The sequence below is a fragment of the Varibaculum cambriense genome (genome assembly GCF_032557235.1).
GTDB classification, from domain to species: domain Bacteria; phylum Actinomycetota; class Actinomycetes; order Actinomycetales; family Actinomycetaceae; genus Varibaculum; species Varibaculum cambriense_C.
In genome coordinates this window covers 39470-61420 of the sequence record NZ_JAWGMB010000008.1, presented here as the reverse complement: position 1 = coordinate 61420, position 21951 = coordinate 39470, and the positions used below count along the sequence as shown (strand labels likewise).

Genomic DNA, 21951 nt, shown 5'->3' with positions numbered 1-21951 from the left:
ATATTAGAGGGAAACATCGGGAGAATTGCTCTTCCTAAAACTGGCTGTTACTGCAGTTAAAAGCTGGTTTGATGAGGCGTAGTTACAGGCGGCAATCATTGACAGTAACGCCCCTAAAGGTTAACCTAGGTCACGTTGTTGTGAGTAAGCGCTCACGTTGTCTAATGGGGGTCAAAATGGATATTAATCGTCCGGGAGCGCGGCAGGTAACGCGCGAGCTAGATGAGCTAATCAAACAACCTGTTTACTCGATTTCTCCGTCTGCTTTGCGTGAGTATGAGGATGAGTATTTTGCAAAAAAGTGCACTAAATCGCGGACAATGATTCGGGAAGCGCAGGAGGTTATCCCGGGTGGGGTGCAGCATAATCTGGCGTTTAACCATCCCTTCCCCCTGGTGTTTACCGGCGCTAACGGTAACAAGCTGACTGATCTGGACGGTAACGAGTATCTCGATTTCTTGCAAGCGGGCGGGCCCACCGTCCTGGGGTCAAACCCCCCGCAGGTGCGGGAAAAAGTTATTGACTTGCTTAATACTTGCGGCCCCTCCACCGGGCTTTTTCATGAATATGAGTATCGTCTGGGCGCGCTAGTGCGCGACCTGATTCCCTCCGTAGATATGTTCCGGGCTTTCGGATCCGGTACCGAGGCCTGTATGGCGTCCATTAGGGTGGCGCGCTTAGCCACTAAGCATCGCCACGTCCTAAAAATGGGCGGTGCCTACCATGGCTGGTCAGATCAGCTTGCCTACGGTATCCGCATTCCAGGATCAAAGTTTACCCAGGCCAGCGGGATTCCCCTGCGTTGTATGTCGCTGACTGACGAGTTTTTCCCCGGCGACCTAGAAGATCTAGAACGCAAGTTAAAACATAAGAAACTCACTGGCGGCACCGCGGCGATTATGATCGAGCCAATCGGCCCGGAGTCCGGTACCCGTCCGATTACTCAAGAATTTTTACGAGGGGCGCGGGCGCTGGCGAACAAATACGGGGCGCTACTTATTTTTGACGAGGTCGTGACCGCCTTCCGGATTTCTGAGCATGGGGCTCAAGGTTACTTCGGAGTAATGCCGGATCTAACCGTGTTCGGTAAAGTGATCGCCGGTGGCTATCCCTCTGCAGGGGGTCTGGGAGGACGCAAAGAATATATGCGCTACCTCGCCGCGGGGATTCAAACCGGAGATAAAGTGAAGAAAGCTCTGGTCGGGGGAACGATGACCGCAAATCCGCTGTCCTCGCTGGCCGGCTACTACACCATTAAAGAGATCGCCGAGACCGCGGCGTGTGACCGTGCCGCCAAGATGGGGGATCGCTTAACCGATGGGTTGCGTGCCCTCATTAAGCAGTATCGCCTGCCGTTTGTAGCGTTCAACCAGCGCAGCGTGTGTCACCTGGAGACCGTGGGGACTATGCATTTTGCGATTAACTGGAAGAAACCCTGGGAGATCCCGAATGTCTTGAAGGCGACCAGTCAGCGGAAGAAAGAAATGGAGCATATGGGTGCAGCCTATATGGCCGAAGGCATTGTGACTTTGGCGGGTTCGCGTCTTTACACCTCGGCCGCTTATAACGAAGAGGATATCGACCGGGCACTTGCTGCCTTTGAGCGGGTATTCCAAAAGGTGGTAAAGCTGTGAACTGCGACGAAGACAAGAAGCGCGCGAAACTAGTCGAGCTTTCGCATCAGCTGCTCTCCGATGGGCTAGTGGTGCGCACCTGGGGTAACTTTTCGGTACGAGGCAGCGGGGACGAATTTTTGATTACCCCCTCGGGGCGCCGCTACGAAACCATGACCGCGGAGGAGCTGCCTTTATGTACCGGCTCTAAAGATTGGTCTGGCCCTTATAAACCTTCCTCGGAGTATCCGATGCACGCCCTCACCTATCGGTTATTTCCGCAGGCGCGCTGGGTGATTCATACGCACCAGCCCTATGCGTCAGCTTTGTCGTTGGCGAAAAAGGATTTCCCACTGGATGAGGAAGCGCAAGCGGCGTTGGGGCAAGAGGTGCTGCCGGTGGCTCCCTACGGGTTGCCCTCGACCAAGAAACTGCACCGCGGGGTGGAAGAAACCCTGCAGCGTACCGGGGCGCAGGTGATTTTAATGAAAGCCCATGGCGCCATGATTTGGGCCGAAAGCGCTGACCAGGCGCGGAGGCTGGCGAATGCTTTGGAAAAGGTAGCCAAGGATTTATATCAGCGGGAGCTTTCCTGCTTGCCGCCTTTGCCTGCGCGTTCGCTTACTTCCCGGCGCGAGAGGGAGGATGACACCCTAGTCTGGGTTGATGAACAAGGCCGTCCCACTACCCCTGATGCGGCCACGCAGACGAATCACTTGCGGATTTATGGGGAGCGCCCCGATGTCGGCGCCATCATTACCTGCCACCACGCAGAGGTAGCGGACTTTTTTGGAGGAAAACTACCTGCCTACCTGGATGATTATGCCCAGATTATCGGGCTGAAAGCTGATGGAACCACTCGCGGTAATGCGGTGCTGACCAACACGGCGGCCTATTGTCTTGGCGCGGATCTGGATGCTGCCCACAGCGCCCAGATAGTGCTAGAGAAGAACGCATTAGCGGCGCGTTACGCCCGCGTTTGCGGAGCAAAGCCGTTAAAAAAGGCGGAAGCACTGTTGATGCGGGAAATCTATCGCCGTAAATATTCAAAACAGGCTAGTTGATAGCAAAATAATAGGGAACCGGGTAGGAAGTAGGTGCTCGCCGGTAGAGAGGGACAGGCATGAGCAGTTCGCAAGAGCAAGCCATTAAGCGGGCGGTCGAGACCGCGCGTAGCTGTTTTAACCGCGGAACTACGATCCCGATATCTGGGCGGCAGAAAAATCTCACTGCTCTGTTACGGGAAATAGAAAAATCGCAGGCAGAGATTTATCGCGCCCTCAAGCATGACTTGAACAAGAGTCGCGCCGAAGCCTATATGAGCGAAATTTCCCTGGTGAAAGCGGAAATAAAACATCTGCGGCGTCGTCTACCTTGGCTGGCGATGCCTCGCCCTAAAATGCCTGCACTTTCTCAACTGCCCGGGTGGTTGCAGGTACAACGCGAACCCTACGGGGTGGTGTTGGTGATGAGCCCGTGGAATTATCCTTTCCAACTCACTATGGAACCCATTGCTGCCGCTATCGCCGGTGGAAATACGGTGGTAGTAAAGCCTTCTGCCTATACCCCGCATACCTGTGAGGTGATCGAAAAAATCTTGCGCCGCGCACTCCCGCCCGGAATGGTGAGCGTTATCCGTGGGGGACGCGCTGAAAATACCGCCCTGTTAGAGCAGCGCTTTGACCATATTTTCTTTACTGGCTCTCCGGCGGTGGGGCGCGTGGTAATGGAGGCAGCATCCCGTTACTTGACCCCGGTAACTTTGGAGCTGGGCGGAAAATCTCCCTGTTTTGTGGATCGCACAGCCAATATCGAAAAAGCGGCGCGCAGGATTCTGTTCGGAAAACTGCTTAACGCAGGGCAAACATGCGTCAGTATCGATTATGTTTATGTACACGAGGACGTGCGGGAGCGGTTAATCGCCGCTTTGCAGGCGGGAATCGCCCGGGCTTTGCCGAGCGAACAATACCGAAAATCTGCGTTTGTAAAAATCATTTCTCCCAAACATTTTTCCCGTCTGTCGGAGCTGCTCGCGGAACAAAGACTATTGGGCTCGAATGGGGGAGGCCGAGCGGAAGATTTCCTTGACCGGCAAACCCAGCAGATCAAACCGGTGATTGTGGACAATCCTTCCTGGGATTCTCCGGTGATGTCGGAAGAAATTTTTGGCCCGATTTTGCCGGTTCTTCCCTTTACGGATCTGGAAGCAACTTTGACGGACTATGAAGAGCGAGAACATCCGTTGGCTCTTTATATCTTTACGAAAGATCGGGGCTTTGCGCGGAAAGTGATGAGCAAAGTGAACGCCGGGGGAGTATGTATCAATGACACCTTGCTCCATATGAGCTCTTCGAAGGCACCTTTTGGGGGCGTAGGTAACTCGGGGATGGGAAATTATCACGGAGACTGGTCGTTTAAGGCTATGACCCGGGAGCAAACGGTTCTCCGTAAATCTTGGCTTTTTGATATTCCGGCGCGTCACCACCCCTATGGAGAGAAATCTTTGAAAATCCTGCGTTCCCTGCTGCGTTAGCACCTAGAGGGCGGTGGAGCTAAGTGGCGCTACCCTTTCACTACTGCAACAGGTAGTAATGGCAGCGTGCGGGAACATCTGTTCCGGTCTAGAGGGTTACTTCCTCTAGGTGCGCAGTCTTTACGTCAAGGACGAAACCTCGGACAGTGCCACCTACAAAGGGACTGTCTAGCAGTTTCTTCATGTTGTTTCGAACTGATTCGCGCACGTCCTTGAAGCCCCCGGGTTTCCAGGTGGGACGCTGCCCGGTGTCTTTTTCGAGTTCGGCGAGGAATGCTTCGTCATCGGTCTTCGACATTCCGCAGTCGGTGTGTTGAATCAGCATCACGTACTTGGTTCCCAAGCTGCGCTGGGAGGCGGCGAGGGTGCGGATGGTGTCGGGGGTGACCAGGCCGCCGGCGTTACGGATCACGTGGATTTGTCCGGGTTCTACCCCCAGCATAGTTTCCACGTTGATCCGACAATCCATGCAGGTTACCACCGCTACCTTCATCTCGGGTAGGTGAGGGGCTTCCCCGGGAAACTTCTCGGCGTAGGCGGCTTCATTTTTTAATAACTGCTCGATAGGATCCATGGTCGCTCCTGTTTTTCTACTTGTTAGTTAAATGGTAATAAATCTGCCTGCTTGGCGGGAGCATAACCGAGTTATTTTTCTTGAGCGCAATCCCACAGCCTCATAGTTTGCAAATTTGCCTGTTACCCGCTTAGGCTTTTGAGAGTACCGAGGGGCTATGGCGCAGTTGGTAGCGCGTCTCGTTCGCAATGAGAAGGTCAGGGGTTCGAATCCCCTTAGCTCCACTGAAGGGACGCTCATTTTGATACAAAGTGGGCGTCCTTTTGTATGCCCGAAATCTGAACGAAAAGCCAGGTCAGAGAGGATTTGTTTTCGTCTGGTCTGTTGGGCGGTGCCTGCAGGTAGGGAGTAGGACAGCCGAATTTCGGGTACTCGTGCTGCCTGGTGCGTGCCCGCAGGTCTGTCTTGGACATGCGGAAGGACTGCTTGACGTACCACAGGTCGTGGCAGGAACTGATTACCTCCCGACTTGCACAGTTTTTGTGTGTCATTTCGCCAGAGCATTGAGGATGTGACGCCAACGCTTGAGTTCGGCGCTTTCCTCAGTGGAAACCCGAGGACGGACTCCGGCATCCACACGCGCTCGCATCACCCAGCGCCGAAGAGGTTCCCTCGACGTCCCCAACTTCATCGCGGTATCGGCGATCACGCGGCTTTCAGACACTCCCAGATTATCCCGCAGACGATCCTCAACAAGCCTGACAGCCCGCTCCCCAAAAACTTTTATATAGTTCCTTGGCATGCGAAATCCTCTCACAAAAACCTCGGAACAAAACCCGGGATGCTTCAACGCCGAATCCTTGCTGTGCGGGGGAACCTTGTGAGACACTAAAATATGACTATCGCTGAATGGATTGTGCTCGCGGTTCTCGTGCTAGTTGGATTTGCCATTTGGTGGCATTTCTCTCTACGAAGGAGAATTGACAAGAGAATGCATGAAGCTCCGCCCGAAGAGCGTGAAGCTTTGATGAAAGTTCAACGAGATATTGATCGTGGCAAGGCGGCGCGCCAGGGATTCTTCTTCTAGGTACCGTAGGCTGCGATTCGTCTACAAGGAATGTCTGATGACTGGGCTTGGCCAGGATCGCGCTAACCAGAGATCTGTGGCAGCCAAATTAGTTGATCCGTCTGTGTGAGTATTCGGTAGTCACGATAGGGCGCCCAACGCATGAACTTTGGGTTCGGACACGAGAGTTCTTCTCGGAGGTCTCTTGATACCCTAGTCTGCGCTCTGTGGGGCTACTCGTTCGAGAACGAGATCCGGGTCAACGCCGGACGCACTCACTTCGATGAGTCTTTCACCACCCTCTCAGCACAATTGAATCGAGTAGTTTTTAGTGAGTGCTGGGATCTGTGCAGAGTATGAAGAAATCCAGAACATAAGAATAGACCTGCAAGGAGACCCCATAGGAGTTCTTGAAGGAGCGATTGCAACTATGGGAAGAATTGGGTCTATCCCGGAAGAAATCTCGCAACGGTATCAAAAGTACATAGACCTGGAAATCTTACAACCCTAAACCTAGAGTCAATAAGATAACCTTCGAACTATCGCCAGTAAAAATCGTAACTGGGTTTTGGGCTAGGGTTGAGGGGTGCAGATCGAATATCAAAACCATCTGAAACCGGGTCAGGAAGAAATCCTAGTTCGTGAACTTTTGGAACAGGCTTTTGGCCCCGAAGAGCTGGGGGAGCCGGAAGATTTAATCGCTCAGCTGCAGGCGGGGCAGTTTCAGACTTTTTCTGCTTGGGAGGGTGCGCGCCCGTTAGGGGCAGCGATAGCATGGCCGGCAACCAGGGAAGTTACTTTGCTTAGTTGGCTGGCGGTCAGTCCCCGCACTCGCGGTCACGGGGTGGGATCCAGCCTCTTTCGCCAGGCGATTTCCGCTCTGGAATCTAGCAATAATCCTCTGTTGATCCTGGGCGAAATTGAGGATCCGCAGCTCCACGCGCCCTCGGAAGATAGAGGGGATCCGCAGCGTCGTTGGGCTTTTTACCAGCGCCTGGGAGCCAAGCACCTGGACTTTCCTTTCGTAATGCCGCGCCTTAGTCCCAACGTGCCGGTAGGGCAGGATATGTGGCTTATCAGTTTCGGAGGACGCGCTCATGCCGGAATCGAGGCTAGTACCGGCAGTCTTGCGGGGCAGGGCTTGGCTTGTCCTCTAGAAAAGTTCTTGAAAACCTACCTAGAAGACAGTGGGGAAATCCGGAACGCAGACGGAAAATATCGCGCCGAGATCGAAACAATGCTGGCCGCTGCCGCCAATCTGGATTAATGTCCGCCCTAAAGCAAAAGCCGGATAAGATCGATTTGATGGCTGAAGATTACCAGGTAGGCGTAAAAATGAGCATAGAAAGTACCCCAACTATTGACGAATTTAGACCCGTGGTTCTTCGAGTTCTGCAGGACGGTCAGGTGCGACACGTGCGCGAAATCTGCGAACTTGTCGCGGACTCTATGGGGTTAAGCGAGCAGGTGCGCCAAGAGCAAATTCCCTCCGGGCAGCCTCGTTATCAGAATCGCATCAACTGGGTATGCTCTGGCCTTTTTTATGCGGGTCTTATAACTCGCCCTCGCCGGGGGCATTACCAGGTCACCGATGCCGGACTCCAGGTGGCCGAGCGTGATCTTTCCATTTATACCGATAAAGACATGCTCGAATGGGAAGTATGGGCGAAATATCAGCAAGAGATTGCTCAGCGTAAGACGAAAAGTGGCCAGGCGGAAGCAGAGACTGAACCTAGTAGCAATCCGATTGAAGTAATGAGTAATGCCGAGCGCGATTTTAATGCGCAAGTAGAAACTGAACTCCGGAAATATCTGCAAGATTCCTCTCCAGAGTTTTTCGAGAAAGCGGTCATCGACTTGTTATGGGCTATGGGATACGGAGGTGACTACGGAGGCAAACAGCATGTTGGTCGCTCTGGTGATGGAGGTATCGATGGGATTATTCGCCAGGATGCATTGGGACTAACCAATATCTATATCCAGGCAAAACGTTATGCAGATACCAACAAAGTTGGGGATCCAGAGATCCGTAATTTTATCGGTTCCTTGGATTCACGTGGCGCCAACTTAGGAGTATTTATCACTACCTCGGACTTCCAACCCCGCGCCGTTACCACTGCAAAAAACTACTGACATGGGAAAATCATTCTGATTAACGGTACCAAACTCACCGAATTGATGCTTAATTACGGAGTGGCTGTCCACCAGGCAAAACAGTTCACTCTTTACAGTATCGATGAAGATTTCTTCGAAGAATCTATTGCTTAAGTGCGTTAAGCAGCCGTTTTTTGATACTCCTGAGGGTGCATCGATAGCTTATTCCCGATTGAGCTACCAGTTTCCCGGCTATCACAATCCGCAGCGCCACAATCATAGGGTTAACAGTTCCGCGCGTTAGCCTGCAGCGTTGGTTGTTGAAAAGGTAGTTAAGTGTGAGGAAGCGCATATAAAGGCGATCTTCATATCTTATTTGAAGTCGGATATCATGATTTTCGGAAACGTTTCCGGCGATGCCGCCGCCTACGCCTTGGTCGAGGAGGACCAGTGAAATCAAGAATTAGTAGAAGTTTTTTGGGATTTTTTATAGCTTTTCTGCTGGTAATGGCAGGTAGCGCTACTCCCTTAGCTCACGCGGGTCCCAATAACCAGGTAATGTACCTGAACTTCAAACCGGATCCCACCGTTCAAAACCCTTTAACTGTTTACCGAGTTGAGTACTGGGCTGATGGGCAGGCAAAGCAAAGTCAAAAGTTCTCCGCCCAGCAACCGGAAGGGTATATCAACACCAATATCTTGGCGCCAGGCGATCCCCTGAACTTTCGGGTGTACCGCACTGACACCACTTCCATACAACCAGGACAGAGCGAAAATCGAGTCTGGGAATCCGCCGTGTATACTGGCGCGAAACCGGGGAACTCGGTTTTCACCAGGTGGGATGCTCGTAGTTTCAGCTATAACCAGGACGGACTGGAACCGGCAGCAGACGGCAAGCTAAAGGTAAGTTTTACCCCCGATCCCAATGTGCCCGCATCGGAATATAACCTGTGGGTATGGACCGAGGGTTCGGGTGGCTACCCCGTGGCTTTCACCGGAAAGGATGGGGCAGGCAACCTAACCGCCGAAGTCACCGTTCCGGCTCCGAATGAAAAAGTTAATTTGATTGTGCGCCGCTCGACTGCGACAAACGACTGGGAGTGGCAAACCTCTGACTTGAAAGATATCCCGGTTCCCGGCGGGATTGATATAAAAACCGATGGCAGCTATCAGCTAAAACCCGCCGAAAATCCCCCTGCCCTCCCTACCGAGGTCACTGTCACTGTTCACTATCTGCGCTCCGACAATAAATATGACAACTGGAATGTGTGGACTTGGCTTCCGGAAACGGAAGGAAAGCAAGCGGATTTCGATGGAAACCATACCGCCACCATTACTCATAAAGGCCTAAATGGGATTGAAAAAGTTGGTCTGATTGTGCGCCGTTCGGAACCCGGAAATGAATGGGCAGAGAAAAACACTCCCGACGACCTCTTTGTTACCAAGTTCCCCCAGGGGAAAGCCGAAATCTGGATTGTGCAGGGCGACCCCAAGATCTACTATTCGGAAGCAGAAGTACCTAAACCCGCGTCCACCAGTAATTGCGCGGATCTACATACTTCCCAGTTCAATGAAAAGTACTTTTTCGAGGGCGAGTTAGGGGCTATTTACTCCCCGGAAAAAACCACCTTTAGGGTATGGGCTCCCACTGCCCAAGCAGTCGATTTCGTTAACTATTCCGAGAACGGAAAAGTCACTGCCATGACCAAAGGGGAAAAGGGAACCTGGGAGATTACGCTCGCCGGTGACAAAAAGGGACTGCAGTATCGCTACCGCCTCCATTTTGAGGGCGGAAAAATTAACGAAGCTATCGATCCCTATGCCCGGGCGGTTACCGCCAATGGAACTCGCACCGTGGTGGTTGACCCTGATAAAACCGTGCCCAGCAACTGGGATGGCAAACGGATGCCCGCATTTTCCTCGATGAAGGACGCGATTATTTACGAGGCACACGTACGCGATTTAACCATCGGCCCTGATAACGGCATCACCAACAAGGGCAAATTCTTGGGGCTTACCGAGGCGGGTACCAAAACCAAGGCAGGGAATCTTTCTGGCCTGGATTATCTAAAATCTTTGGGCGTCACCCATGTGCAGTTATTACCGATTTTTGATTTCGGGTCTGTAGATGAGCTGGGCGATCTTTCCTATAACGCCCAATACAACTGGGGATATGATCCTCAAAACTACAACGTTCCCGAAGGCTCGTACGCGACCAAACCGGCGGATCCGACTTCGCGTATTCTGGAACTAAAGTCAATGGTAGAAACCATGCATGCTAACGATATGCGAGTGATTATGGATGTGGTTTATAACCATGTCTACAATCCGGAAACGTCTCCGTTGCAGCAAACTGTCCCTGACTACTATTTCCGGATGGATGCGAACTGTAAGTTCCAAGACGGGACCGGAGTTGGCAATGAAACCGCCTCTGAGCAACTGATGATGCGCAAGTACATTGTTGATTCGGTTACCTATTGGGCAAAGCACTACGATATTGACGGTTTCCGTTTCGATCTTATGGGTATCCATGACGTGGAAACCATGAAAGCGGTACGGGAAGCCCTAAATAAGATCGATCCCTCAATTGTGATTCTGGGCGAAGGCTGGAAGATGGGTAACCATCCCAATGGGGTAGCAGCCGCTAACCAGGAAAACGCGCAAAAGATGCCCGGAATCTCGTTCTTCAATGACCAGTATCGTGACACTGTAAAGGGCGATAACTTCGAGTTGAACCACACCGGATTTATCAGCGGTGCCAACGAAAAGCAACGCTCTTGGGATTTGTTGAACAATATCAAGGGCGCCCAATATGTGCGAGACTACCTGAGTCCGAATCAATCGGTGGTCTATAACGAAGCCCATGACAACTACACCATGTTCGATAAACTGAAAGGCAGTTTGCCGCCAGGTACCTCCGATGGGGAATTAGCTCAGCGGCACGCCCTCGGTACCGGCACCCAGTATCTGGCCAATGGTGCGGTATTCATCCACGCGGGGCAGGAATTCTTACGCACCAAAGCGGGAGATCACAACTCTTATAAGTCTCCCGACTCGGTTAATGTTTTCGATTATGACCGGGCTCAGAAATACGAAAAGGAAGTAAAGTTCTTCCGGAATTTAAACCAGTTCCGTAAGCAATATGGTTTTATACGCCAGGGCAGTTACGAAGCTGTAAACCAGAAGTACACGCATGAAATTATTGCTGGTGAAGAAAGTATTGCTACTAATCATGTGGGTTATACCGTAAAGGATGCTTTCCCGGTGAAAACTAAGAGCGGTAAAGACAGTGCCGATGCGTTCGCGTACGTGAATGCAGACAATCAGGCTTGGGAGGCACCCTTGCCGGCTGGGGAATACGAGGTGATGATTAAGGGGTTGGACGTTTATCAAAAACCGGTAACTCTCACTTCAAACGGTAAAGTTACGGTACCTCCCTTAAGCATTTTGTTGGTGAGGGAGGCACCGGCGCCCGAGCCGGAACCGGAGCCAGAACCAAATCCGGAACCCAATCCAAATCCGAATCCCGATCCAGGGGGAGACCCGAACCCTCAGCCACAACCTGAGCCGGAACCAAATCCGAACCCTCAGCCGAAGCCAGATCCGGGTATAAACCCGCAGCCGAATCCGCAGGGACCTGCTTCTGGCTCGACGCAGCCGACGCACAAACCCTCTGGAAAGGTTAAGGGTTCCGTCCAAAATCGCAGTGCAGAAGAGCTGGTGAAGACGGGAGCCGGTGTGCCCGAGATGGTACTTATCTCGTTGCTGTTAGGGGCTTCGGGGGTTGTGCTGGTTTTCCGCGCTCGCAAACGCGGATAGGCTAGCGCGGTCTTAACCTGCTACTTTGCCTTGTATTTTGCGAGGTATAACGGGGATGGGGTCCGCGTGATTTTCGCGCGAGTACCGCCCGTCGCCCTCTGGAAAACAACAGGTTTTCCTGGAGGGCACGGGCGGACTAGGCTGGTTTATATAGATATTTAATTCTCCTTTTGGGATTGGGGTGAAGCATGGAGGAACAATCCGTGCAAGTGGGAGCGCCGATTCCCGGGCGCACAGTGAGCTTGCGGCAGGTACCGGATTTGGTGTTCTCCGGCATGATTGTGGGGGCGGGGGTAGCCTTGCGCCCGCTGCCGGGATCGAAAGAAGTAACCGCGGTAGCCCCCATTTCGGGGCGCTTAGTTAAGTTGTTTCCGCATGCCTTTATGATTACCAGTGGGGAACAAACGGTGTTGGTGCATTTAGGGATTGACACCGTGAAGATGCGGGGGGACGGTTTCACCTGCCACGCCCTCGAAAATGAAATGGTTAAAGCCGGAGAACCCATTACCACTTTCTCGGTGAAACAAATTGAAAAGGCGCGTTACTCGCCGCTGTGCCCGGTGGTGGTATTGGATTCCACCCCCTCTGACCTGGAAAATCTCCGCCCGGAAGGTAATCAAGTGGAAGTGGGGGATTTACTCTTCGAAATCAGCGCCGCTCCTGCCGGCGATCCCAGCGAGTGGTAACCCCTGCACCCGGTTTCCCGAAAGTGAATAACCAGTGGTGAGTCCAACTTCTGTTCAATGATTTTAATAACGTATCCATCTTTGCGTCGCGCTAAGCCAGTAATATTAAAGAGGACAAAACAAAACTAGGTTTTGTCAATCAATGGTTTGACTGGAGAGATAATGTCGAAAACTATGGAAAGAATGATCAGTTTCCTGATCGCCCCGCTGCTATTAGTGGGGATGGGGCTACTGTCTGTCACACAACTGCCAAGTGCTAACGCCGAAGATAGTGACTCCGATAAATCCGTGCGGATCGAAATCCTGCCGGAAATATTTCTCAAACCTGGCGGCAAGGAAGTGTTAGCCAAACCAGAGGAAACTATCGGGGTGGGACGCTCGATGGACGTATTTGGCGGATCCCCTACGGGACAGGTTTTGGAAGCTTGGAAGAACGTTGCTTTCCATGTCTACAACCAGGACGGAAAACTAATCGAAACCACCAAGGGTACGGTTGGAGATAACAAGCGCTGGGGAGGCGCGAAATACTTAGGCCCATACCCGCAGGGGAAGGCCTATACCGTAAAGGTAGATCCCTCCACCCTGCCAGCTGGCTATCACTCGTGGTTCACAGCCCAAAAATCTGGGTATCCGGAGGCTACAGGCGGGAAAACTGACATGATGACAGTGCCCCAAGATTCCCAGTCCGCCACTAATGCTGCAGGCAACGTTAACCCGATTGCGGAAACCCGCTTCCACATGGACGTGGTGAACATTGCTTATGCGAAGAACCCGGAAGTAGCCAAGGATCTGTTTACGGTAGATGCGAAGAGAAAGGTCACCGGGCTCAATCCGAAATATAAAGTCGGCAGCGACTATGTGCTCAAGCCCATCGATCAAGATGGAAAGGTGCTACTGCCTACCTCAGCAGAAGCAGATAAACTTGCTGCCGAAGGTTACATGCCTAGCCAATATTATTTCTACTACAAGGACAAGGCCGCTCCGATCTCCGCGCTAAAATTCCATGAAGGTTTTAGTTATTTGCGGTACTGGGAGGGAGTTGACCAGGTAAATACTAAGGCTAAATTTAAGTCTTCCAGTGTCTTTACGGTGATGTTGGATCAAAAGATTCCGGCAGTTACCTTCTATAAGGGCGCGCCTCAAGAAGGTAAGGATCCCGAAGTTTTGGCTACCCAGCAGGTCTATTACCGACATTCCCTTGCCGGAAACTGCCTAAGTGATGGCAAGACTTGCCTACCGAAGAAGCTCCCCGCCGCTCCGGCAGCTCCGGCAGGGCAGGTGTTCAAAGAATGGAATACCAAGGCAGATGGCAGCGGACAATCTTTCAACGCCGAGACTGTAGTTATGGCGGATATGGCGGTCTACCCCGTGTATGGCCAGAACACCCCACCCGTCTTAGAGGTCAAAGATGCTACTATTACCGCTGGTGATGAGCTGGATTTACGTTCCCTTATTACCAAGGCTTTTGATGAAGAGGACGGAGCTGACCTCGCCGGTAAGGTAGAGATTGAAAAAGGCAACTTTGATCCGGCTAAACCGGGCACCTACGAAGTTAAGTTCACCTTGACCGATATGAATGGGGAAAGCATATCTGCCACCGCGAAAATAACTGTGGAGGAAGAGTCCGCGCCGAATCAACCAGATAAACAGGACAAGCCGGGCAAACAGGAGAATTCAAAATCCTCGTCCCGCGGTGACAAGCAGCAGATGCCATCAACTGGAGCAGCAGGAAGTAGTGCTTTAGGCATCGCTTTAGTTTGCCTCTTAGCAGGTATGGCTGCCACTAGCAGAGCGCGGGTGAGTCGGAAACGATAAACCAGGCTCACGCTACTAGCCTCCTCCCTACGGAAACTGGGGGAGGGAAGAGAGTCCCATAGACAGAGAGTGGGGGCGGATTCCTTTGGAATCCGCCCCCACTTTTGTTCCCCATCTCAAGCAAATAAGGAGATATCAATACGCTCAATCCTTATTGCTGGTATTAACTTTAAGGTACGTTCCTGGAAGGGAATATAAATGAATCTGGAAGTAGCCTCTACGTTTGGTAAAGACTGCAGTTCAAAACGGTTCCTGAAGGATTTCTCTATTTTTCCCAAGAAGTTTCTGGAAACTAAAATCCCTGGTAGTGGCAATAAAATGTAAGTTATTGCTTGTTAACTTAGTGATCTGCAGGTGGCACTAGGCGACTAACCCAAGCGGCTATCTGGTCACGTAGAAAATCAACTTTTTCCGCATTCGCGAAACTGCCATCAGGTTTGCGGTAGTTGGCAGGAAGTTGTCCGTAAAGGCTGAGCTTTTCTAAGAACAGTAATTCACAATTGGGAGGTAGCAAAGCCTGGGGATCCTCAAGCAGGGGCGCAAACCATTGGGAAGCCAAGGTTTGAGGGTCAACTACAAATAAAGCCGGTAACGCAATATCGTGCAGTAACTTCTCAGTGTCGACCATGGTTAGTTCCGCCAAGGTGCGTTTGCCGATTACATAATAAGGACGACTCGCACCTTGGTCATTGGGAATCCGAGTATGCCCCACCCGCTCTAATTCCGCTAGTTGGGACGAAGAAAACACGTCCTCCCAAGGAACCTCGGCGGGGCCGAGAATTGGGGCGGTTAACACTAGCGCCTGTACCTTATCTGGCACGGCACGTAACGCTACCAAGGCACCCGACCCATCTGCGTGCAGCACCTGTTGGTCAAAACCACGTTCAGACAGCCAGCCGCAAGCTGCCTTTAGATCCTCGATCTGATTCTCCAAACTGATCACATCATCCGAGCTATTTCCGCAGCCCGAAAAATCTAATTGCAAAGTGCTATACCCTGCGGCGCGATAGGATTTTGCGAAGGCATCAAACCATCCTAAACCGTGCCGATCAAGCAAAAATGAGTGCGCGAAAATCACTGCGCGGTTACTGGCGTCCACTGGAACTACAAAGTCGGCCGCCAAGGTTACCCCCCGAGAAGTGGGGATGCTGATTTCACTCATATATCCACCGTAAACGGTGAGGCATAAAAAATGTTGTGAAAAAATACAAAAAACACTTAAGGAAAACTTTTACTATTTTCGCGTAAGACCCCGGTAGATCCGTGAGATAGAATAGCTAACAGTTGTTCTTATCGACGTGAAAGGTGTTGACCGTGGGGAAAAAACTATTGACCGTCCTCGGTATTGGTGCTGGTATTGCGCTAGTTCGCCGCGAAATTCGTGAAAATCCTGAGGGTGGAGTAGCTAAAACCGTTAACGCGGTGACTTCCAATCCTCAGGTGCGCCGGGCAGGAGATGCCACCAAACAAAAAGCTTCCGAGCTTTTTCGTCGTCAAGGGGAAGCTGTTACCGACAAGGTTGCGGATGCAGTCAAAGAACGAATCTTTGGAGTAACGCCGGCTAGTAAATCGGAACCAGAATTTGTAGATGTAGAGATTGAGGAAATAACCGTTGAAGGGCCGGATTCCCGACTCTAAAATGACTGACCCAGTTGTTAATAGTGCAGATACTGATCCAAGCAAAGTATCTCCAGTTTCTAAAAAACAACTGCGGCGGTGGCGCAAATACCTCGCGGAAGAACGTCTAGAGGCTGATACTTACCGTTACCTAGCACGACGGCGGAGCGGAGATGAACGGGAAGTTCTCCAAGAATTATCAATCGCCGAAGAACGCCACGAGCAGTATTGGTTAAATCTATTGGGGGAGGACGCGCTTCCTACCCCTCGGGCAAGTCTGCGTTCGCGTCTCCTCAATTTTTTCACTCGGATTTTCGGGACCATCTTTATGTTGGCGATGATGCAGCGGGCAGAGCAACGTCACGACTATGAGGCTGACCTGGATGTCCCCAAGGAAATGGTGGCGGATGAGAAAATTCATTCCGAGGTAGTGCGAGGCTTAGCAGCCCGTCAGCGTGCCACGATTTCGGGTAGTTTCCGAGCTGCGGTTTTTGGTATCAACGATGGTTTGGTATCTACCTGCGCTCTCATTTTAGGAATTTTTGGTACCGGAGTTTCCAAAACCACCATTATTGCCACTGGGCTTGCCGGTCTGCTTTCGGGAGCGCTGTCGATGGGGGCAGGGGAATATGTGTCTGTGCGTTCCCAAACTGAGCTTTTGGCTTCTTCTTCACCAGATCCTGAGTCCGAACACGCCATCGATAAATTGAATATGAATGAAAACGAATTGGCTTTAGTGTTTCGGGCGCGTGGAGACGATGCCGAAACTGCAGACCGAAAGGCTGCTGCCGCTTTTTCCAAGATTAGAAAAGGTGGACATGCCTACTTAGACTCGAATAGTCAGGAATACGAAGAAATCGGTACCGGTATGAAAGCAGCGATTTCTTCATTTACTTTTTTCGCTATCGGAGCTTTCATTCCGCTTTTTCCGTTTTTGCTGCCGCTCTCGCCCCTGCAAGGTGCGGTAGTGGCCGTGGTTTTAGTAGGTTTGGCGCTAGTTATTGTGGGCGGAATCGTGGGGCTGTTGTCGGGAGTGAATCCGGCTCCGAAAGCGCTGCGACAACTCTTGATTGGGTATGGAGCCGCGGGAGCCACCTACCTGTTGGGGTTAGGGATCGGCACCCAGCTTTAGCTAGCTTAAATCCCGCTGCCGGTAGCTGGACTGTTAGCCGAATTCTCCCGGGAGTCGGGGGTCTTCAGGGTATCTGTTCCTCTCACTACTCAAGTTATCGCCACCCTTAGTATTTCGACCATTATTTTTATCGCGCCACCGTATAATCTGCCGCAGCTGACGGGGAGTGAGAGTGATCCTGATATCCGGAGCCTCGGGAAGCACCCAGCCTCGCCACTGGGATAAAAGCACAAATACCAGGGCGGTAATAATCGAAAGCGCCATGCCTAGTACTGGCATCCCAAGTTTGAAGAAAACCACCATTATTACTGCGGAGGTCGCAGCGGGAGTGGCATAAAGGTTAGCGCCTCCAAAAATCTTAGGGATTTTTCCCACCATCACATCCCGGATGATACTGCCCCCTACAGCTGTGGTTAGTCCCATCATTAGTGCAGGCAGTATTCCTAGTCCGAGGGCGAGAGTTTTTTGGGCGCCTGTGGCCGCCCAGCATCCTAGGCAGAGGGCGTCGGCTACAGTTATCAGCCGGTTTGTCCATTTTGATTCTAGACGCCAAAAAAACGCCACGGCTGCACCCAGGAGGGCACCCCCTGGATAAAAAGGATCCGTGAATGCCACCGGAATTTGTTGTAGCAGTACGTCCCGAGTCATCCCGCCCCCTAGTGCGGAGATAACCGCGAGGGTAGCGAATCCGACTGCATCGAAATGGCGTTCTCGAGCAAGTTTTGCTCCAATTATCGCGGCACAAAACACTCCGGTCACATCTACTGCTCGGAATGCGAGCTCGAGGACTTCGGGGCCAAAAGAACTTGTGGGCATACCTATATTTTTGTCTTTTTCCCCCTAGTTTTTCCACTCCTGGATTAGTCCTGCGGATGTCCCCCTAGCAGCTAGTCCATCTCCTTCTTAGGGAGCAGGTTTTATCGCAACCCCAGGTTTCCCTCTATGTTGAGGTACGCATATGCATACGAGAGCGCTTTTATCGGAGTTTGGGCAGGGCGGTTAGTAGGCGCGATGGTGAGGGGAAAGAGTGTGTGCGAAAAACTAAATACCGCAGGGGGAGATTTTATCCGAGTGGGTGCGGTGGGCACGTAGGGGTGGGTTTTATCCGAGCAGGCGCGGTGGGCATAAGAATTCGGAAAATTCTTGGGCATTTTTCGAATTCTTGGGCAGGAGCAAAAACCCACCTCTGCGCGCCGAAATAATCGGGGTTTTTACCGAGCCAGACCCGGACATGGAGTGCTGTTACCGAGCAGGATCCGGGTTGATTGCGGCATCAATTTTACGCTTAGAAGGCAACCCTGCCAGGAGCAATATTCCAGCTAGCGACAAAATGGTATAGAACCAGAAGAGGCGAGTAAATCCTTCGTTTAACCCCATCTGGAATGCGGTCTCTATCTGCTCGCGATGGGACTCAATATCTTTTAGATATTTAGCTCGCATTTGTTCCACACTTGGAGGCACCGTTCCCATCTGGGCTTTTATCTTGGCTTCTTGTTGATCAAACATAAAGTTCGCTATGTCTTTACTGCGATCTACTATGTTGGTAACATCGGCGGTTTTAATTTTGTCTTGCAGAGGAGCAGGCATATCGGACATCTTGAATCCCATATCTGCTTTCGTCTTGGGGGCGTCAGTTTCCGGACTGGGCTTTTGCTCCCGGGTATTTGTCTGCGCGTTAGGAGGCATGGTCGGCTTCTCCGCTTGCCCTTGCGGAGGCATTCCTGCGGGCATCTTTCCGCCAGCTTCGGATGCCTCCGCCGTCATAGCGGGCATCGCTGGCATTTCCATCGCGGGCATCGCGTCCATGACCTTGCCGGAAAGTCCTCCCATCGCGGTGGCGAGTAACCCTACTAAGATCGCGGGAGCCAAAGTGGTGCCCAGTGAGCGAATCAAAGACAGTGTTGCTTGTCCGGAATTAGCATCAGACTCGGGAATCAAATGCAAGATTAGGTAGGTTAGCGGTGCACCCATCAAGAACCCTAGTCCTAGTCCCATCACAAAAATGGAAACTGAGTTAGAAAGAATACCTGGGTGGGCGCTTGCCCAATAAATCAGCATAAATCCAGCGATCGTGGAGATCACTACGCCAACTCCTAGAACTGCGCGAGGACCGAAACGGTCAGTTAGCCGTCCGCTTAAAGGCGCGCCGACTGCCGAGGCCACGCCAATAATAATCGTGAGGTAACCACCGGCTCCTGAGGGTAGACGCATGCAATTTTCGGCGAATTGGGGGATGAACATGACGGTCATCATTAAGATGCCAGACACTGCCCCGAACATTAGGGTGCAGCCCACGTTGATCGTACCGAAATACTTGAAATCGATGAGGGGATCGCGGGCGCGTTTTTCTGCCACCCAAAATACTGGCAGTAAGATTACGAAAAGCAGTAATCCCACCCAGACGTCACGATTCTGGATCGACTTGCTAATGTTGGTGAAGTCGAGATTCTGAAAAGCCCACAGTAGGGCAGTAATCATTATTACCAGGATAAATACGCCTGGTACGTCTAGTTTTCGATCTGAACTTTGATTCTCTTGCGGCAGTGACCAAATTCCGAGGGCGACTACGATTACAGCAATCGGAACATTAATGTAGAAGATCCATTGCCAGTTTTCTTGTCCGGCGATATCCAAAACTAAAGAACCTGCGGAACCACCGAATACTGAGGCGACGCCGTACACCATGCCGACCAGCCCCAGAGCCATTCCTCGTTTGGAAGGAGGAACAATGGTTCCTACTGCGGCCGTTGCCACCGGCATCATCCCGCCGCCTCCGATTGCTTGGATCGCGCGGGAAGCGAGCAGCAATCCTAGAGAGGAGAAGTCTTGTGCTAGTCCGCATCCTAGGGAGCCAAGCCCAAATAGTCCGATAGCCAGCACGTATACTGGTTTACGGCCAATTATGTCCGCGATTTTTCCGATTACTGGAATCGCTGCCGCATAGGCGAGGGTGTAAATAGTAAATACCCAAACTCCGACTTTGTCATCGACTCCGAGTCCGTTTTGAATAACTGTACGCGCCGGGTTTACGATCCCCATATCTAGGGCGCCCATGCCGATTCCTGCTAAGTAGAGGACGAGGACGAGCTTCCAGCGCTTAGGAGCGGTAAAGTCGGCCGGTGCGTCCTCGTCTTTCCCCTTGGCTGTTTCAGAGGGTTTTTTCGGTTCTGTTGTTACCTCGGTTTTCGAGGAATTAAGTTCGGTGCTCATGTTAATCCTTCACTTAGCCAGTGGTTGTTGGCGAGACTCTTAAACTTCTAGGTGGTGGGAGGTGTCTACGGATTCCACGAACTCGCGCAGCATTTCGGTAAAGATGGTTAATTCTTTCTGACTGCGTTCGGCAAATAAGCCGCTGAGACCGGCCTCCATGGGTGCGGTAAAATCATGTCCGATTTTCCCGCCTAGTTCCGAGATACGCAGTATGGTTTTACGGCGGTCGCTATCGCTGGTTTCGCGATTTACGTATCCAGAATCGACTAGCCGATCAGTCAAGTAACTGACTGCCGCGCGAGTAATGTGTAGTTGCTGCGCTAAATCCGAGGGGGAGAGGGGAGTCCCTGCCAGTTCAGCTTGCCAGATTTGTAGTAGCGCTTCCCCGTCTTTTCCGTGTAGTCCCATTTTTGAGGAATACCGGTTAATCAGGTCATTTGAAGCAAACACCATTCTGTGCAGTTCGTACAGGAGTTGGTCGATAAGCTTCTCGCGCCTCTTGGCAGATGTCGCAGCATTATTCATGTAGTTAAGTATATTAACAATTAAAAAACTTAAGCAACCCGGATTAAGGTTTTATACCCCTTGCACGACTTGATCCCGCAGGGATCCCTCGGTTAGGGAGTCACCGATATCGGGATTAATGCCCAGAGGAGCCGGTTTTATCCGAGTGGGTGCGGCGGGCATAAGAATTTGGTAAATACCTGGGGTATTTCCCAAATTCTTGGGCGGGAGGAAAAACCGGCTCCTTTGGGTACGGCTGTAGCACGCGCGTAACAGCGATTTAACCAGCAGGTATATAAATTCGCCGGGGTAGGCTTTATCCGAGTAGGTGCGGTGGGTGTGCGAGCCGCGGCCGGTAAAAGATACGAGAGGGGCTTGACCTGCGTAGCAGGTCATGGGGTCCCCGGAGTGCTTTTACCGAGCCAGGCTCGAACTTGCAGGTACAGCTGCAGGTACGCGGACTATTACCGAACCAGGCTAACCAGCGGGAAGGGGCTGCGCGGGGCAGGATGACGCCACCGAAGCCATTGCGCGCTTTTCTTCGGGAGTAACCCACAGTTTCCATTTTTGTTTTATCGCGGTCTGTAAAGCAACATATTGGCATTGAAACCCTTTATTTGGGGGTAGCCAACTGGCAGAGTCCTTATCTTTCTTATCTTGGTTTGCCGTTCCATCAACCGCCAGCAGATTCAACGGATCGTTGGCGAACTGTTCACGAGTCTTAGAGTCCCACCGGCTAGCTCCGGTTTTCCACGCATTGGACAGGGCGACTACGTGATCTATTTGCACCTTGCTGGAGCTTTGGGCACCTTTGTGAAACTGCTGGTAGCGGCCGGTGTAAGGTTCGGTAAACTCTCCGCTAACCACTACACAGTCACGGGTTCCAGGCTTGGTGTGTACCTGTGAAAGGTCACGTTTTAAAATATCGTTCCGGGTATCACAACCATTGCGATCAACATCTGCCCAGCGGATCCCGAATTGGGAACGCTGATAGGGGGAGGCGCTTTCCCACTCGCCCTCAGGTAAAGAGGCAACTGCCTTGACTAAATCGGTTTGCACCGATTCGGAGAGGATTTGATCCGCGCTTTTTCCCCAATCTGGAAGCGTTAGTTGGGGAGCTCCCTTGGTGGAGAGTCCGGCTAAATCTGGACCTAAACCCGGAATAAAAGCCCAGGCTAACAGGGCAAGAATAAAGGTGGCGATGATGCGGTTTCCCCAAGAACCCTTCCCTGGCCGCCACCGGCGTCTACCTCGCCTGCTATACCCCATGTATCTATTGTGCTTATTTTGTGTAAGCTTTCCTACTTAGCTGTACCGCTGCCGGAAGTATTGGCTTTTTTCTCCCACG

General features: G+C 51.9%; 17 protein-coding genes and 1 tRNA gene. 11 read left to right on the top strand and 7 right to left on the bottom strand.

Annotated elements, in window-relative coordinates:
* Positions 1 to 176: 176 nt before the first annotated feature.
* Genes E6072_RS07175 through E6072_RS07165 form a run of 3 tightly spaced genes read left to right on the top strand, consistent with a single transcriptional unit; the run spans position 177 to position 4146 of the window.
* The gene (locus E6072_RS07175; protein ID WP_307738000.1) at positions 177 to 1634 is read left to right on the top strand and encodes an aminotransferase class III-fold pyridoxal phosphate-dependent enzyme; all 1458 of its coding nucleotides are present in this window, start codon (positions 177 to 179) and stop codon (positions 1632 to 1634) included.
* Positions 1631 to 2677 (top strand): class II aldolase/adducin family protein, encoded by a 1047-nt coding sequence (locus tag E6072_RS07170; RefSeq protein ID WP_307738001.1) that lies wholly within the window; start codon positions 1631 to 1633, stop codon positions 2675 to 2677. Before E6072_RS07175 ends, E6072_RS07170 begins: the two co-directional genes overlap by 4 nt.
* Before the next feature lie 59 nt (positions 2678 to 2736).
* Entirely contained in the window at positions 2737 to 4146 is a 1410-nt protein-coding gene (locus tag E6072_RS07165; protein ID WP_316694750.1) for an aldehyde dehydrogenase family protein, read from the top strand.
* Positions 4147 to 4234: 88 nt separating this feature from the next.
* On the opposite strand, the gene E6072_RS07160 is transcribed toward E6072_RS07165, so the two are convergent.
* The gene (locus E6072_RS07160) at positions 4235 to 4720 is read right to left on the bottom strand and encodes a carbonic anhydrase (protein WP_316694749.1); all 486 of its coding nucleotides are present in this window, start codon (positions 4718 to 4720) and stop codon (positions 4235 to 4237) included.
* A gap of 151 nt (positions 4721 to 4871) precedes the next feature.
* On the opposite strand from E6072_RS07160, the gene E6072_RS07155 reads away from it, so the two are divergent.
* Positions 4872 to 4944 (top strand) — tRNA-Ala (locus E6072_RS07155).
* 263 nt (positions 4945 to 5207) lie between these two features.
* On the opposite strand, the gene E6072_RS07150 is transcribed toward E6072_RS07155, so the two are convergent.
* A complete protein-coding gene (locus E6072_RS07150; RefSeq protein ID WP_316694748.1) occupies positions 5208 to 5462 on the bottom strand; it encodes a hypothetical protein in 255 nt (84 codons plus the stop codon).
* Positions 5463 to 6312: 850 nt separating this feature from the next.
* Here E6072_RS07150 and E6072_RS07145 point away from each other — a divergent pair.
* The 5 genes from E6072_RS07145 (at position 6313) to E6072_RS07125 (ending at position 14140) form a co-directional block, all read left to right on the top strand.
* On the top strand, positions 6313 to 6993 hold the full coding sequence (locus E6072_RS07145) for a GNAT family N-acetyltransferase (protein WP_316694747.1): 681 nt from the start codon (positions 6313 to 6315) through the stop codon (positions 6991 to 6993).
* Entirely contained in the window at positions 6993 to 7859 is an 867-nt protein-coding gene (locus E6072_RS07140; protein ID WP_316694745.1) for a restriction endonuclease, read from the top strand. The genes E6072_RS07145 and E6072_RS07140 overlap by 1 nt, the downstream gene beginning before the upstream one ends.
* A 438-nt stretch (positions 7860 to 8297) precedes the next feature.
* Positions 8298 to 11639 (top strand): type I pullulanase, encoded by a 3342-nt coding sequence (pulA, locus tag E6072_RS07135; RefSeq protein WP_316694744.1) that lies wholly within the window; start codon positions 8298 to 8300, stop codon positions 11637 to 11639.
* A 188-nt stretch (positions 11640 to 11827) separates the two neighbouring features.
* The gene (locus E6072_RS07130) at positions 11828 to 12325 is read left to right on the top strand and encodes a PTS glucose transporter subunit IIA (protein WP_316694743.1); all 498 of its coding nucleotides are present in this window, start codon (positions 11828 to 11830) and stop codon (positions 12323 to 12325) included.
* A gap of 162 nt (positions 12326 to 12487) precedes the next feature.
* A complete protein-coding gene (locus tag E6072_RS07125; RefSeq protein WP_316694742.1) occupies positions 12488 to 14140 on the top strand; it encodes a bacterial Ig-like domain-containing protein in 1653 nt (550 codons plus the stop codon).
* 340 nt (positions 14141 to 14480) lie between these two features.
* On the opposite strand, the gene E6072_RS07120 is transcribed toward E6072_RS07125, so the two are convergent.
* Positions 14481 to 15302, bottom strand: a complete 822-nt coding sequence (locus E6072_RS07120; protein ID WP_316694740.1) for an alpha/beta hydrolase — start codon at positions 15300 to 15302, stop codon at positions 14481 to 14483.
* Between the two features lie 152 nt (positions 15303 to 15454).
* Here E6072_RS07120 and E6072_RS07115 point away from each other — a divergent pair, with 152 nt between their 5' ends.
* The gene (locus E6072_RS07115) at positions 15455 to 15778 is read left to right on the top strand and encodes a YtxH domain-containing protein (RefSeq protein WP_316694739.1); all 324 of its coding nucleotides are present in this window, start codon (positions 15455 to 15457) and stop codon (positions 15776 to 15778) included.
* Between the two features lies 1 nt (position 15779).
* Positions 15780 to 16889, top strand: a complete 1110-nt coding sequence (locus E6072_RS07110; protein WP_316694737.1) for a VIT1/CCC1 family protein — start codon at positions 15780 to 15782, stop codon at positions 16887 to 16889.
* Positions 16890 to 16922: 33 nt separating this feature from the next.
* Here E6072_RS07110 and E6072_RS07105 read toward each other — a convergent pair whose 3' ends face one another.
* From E6072_RS07105 to E6072_RS07090, 4 genes are all read right to left on the bottom strand, one after another.
* Positions 16923 to 17705: a trimeric intracellular cation channel family protein gene (locus tag E6072_RS07105; RefSeq protein WP_316694735.1), complete on the bottom strand. Its 783-nt coding sequence runs from the start codon at positions 17703 to 17705 to the stop codon at positions 16923 to 16925.
* A 426-nt stretch (positions 17706 to 18131) separates the two neighbouring features.
* On the bottom strand, positions 18132 to 20099 hold the full coding sequence (locus E6072_RS07100) for an MFS transporter (RefSeq protein ID WP_316694733.1): 1968 nt from the start codon (positions 20097 to 20099) through the stop codon (positions 18132 to 18134).
* Between the two features lie 39 nt (positions 20100 to 20138).
* Entirely contained in the window at positions 20139 to 20624 is a 486-nt protein-coding gene (locus E6072_RS07095) for a MarR family transcriptional regulator (protein ID WP_316694732.1), read from the bottom strand.
* Between the two features lie 456 nt (positions 20625 to 21080).
* Positions 21081 to 21872, bottom strand: coding sequence for an HNH endonuclease family protein (locus E6072_RS07090; protein ID WP_316694730.1), 792 nt, complete (start codon positions 21870 to 21872; stop codon positions 21081 to 21083).
* Positions 21873 to 21951 lie beyond the last annotated feature (79 nt).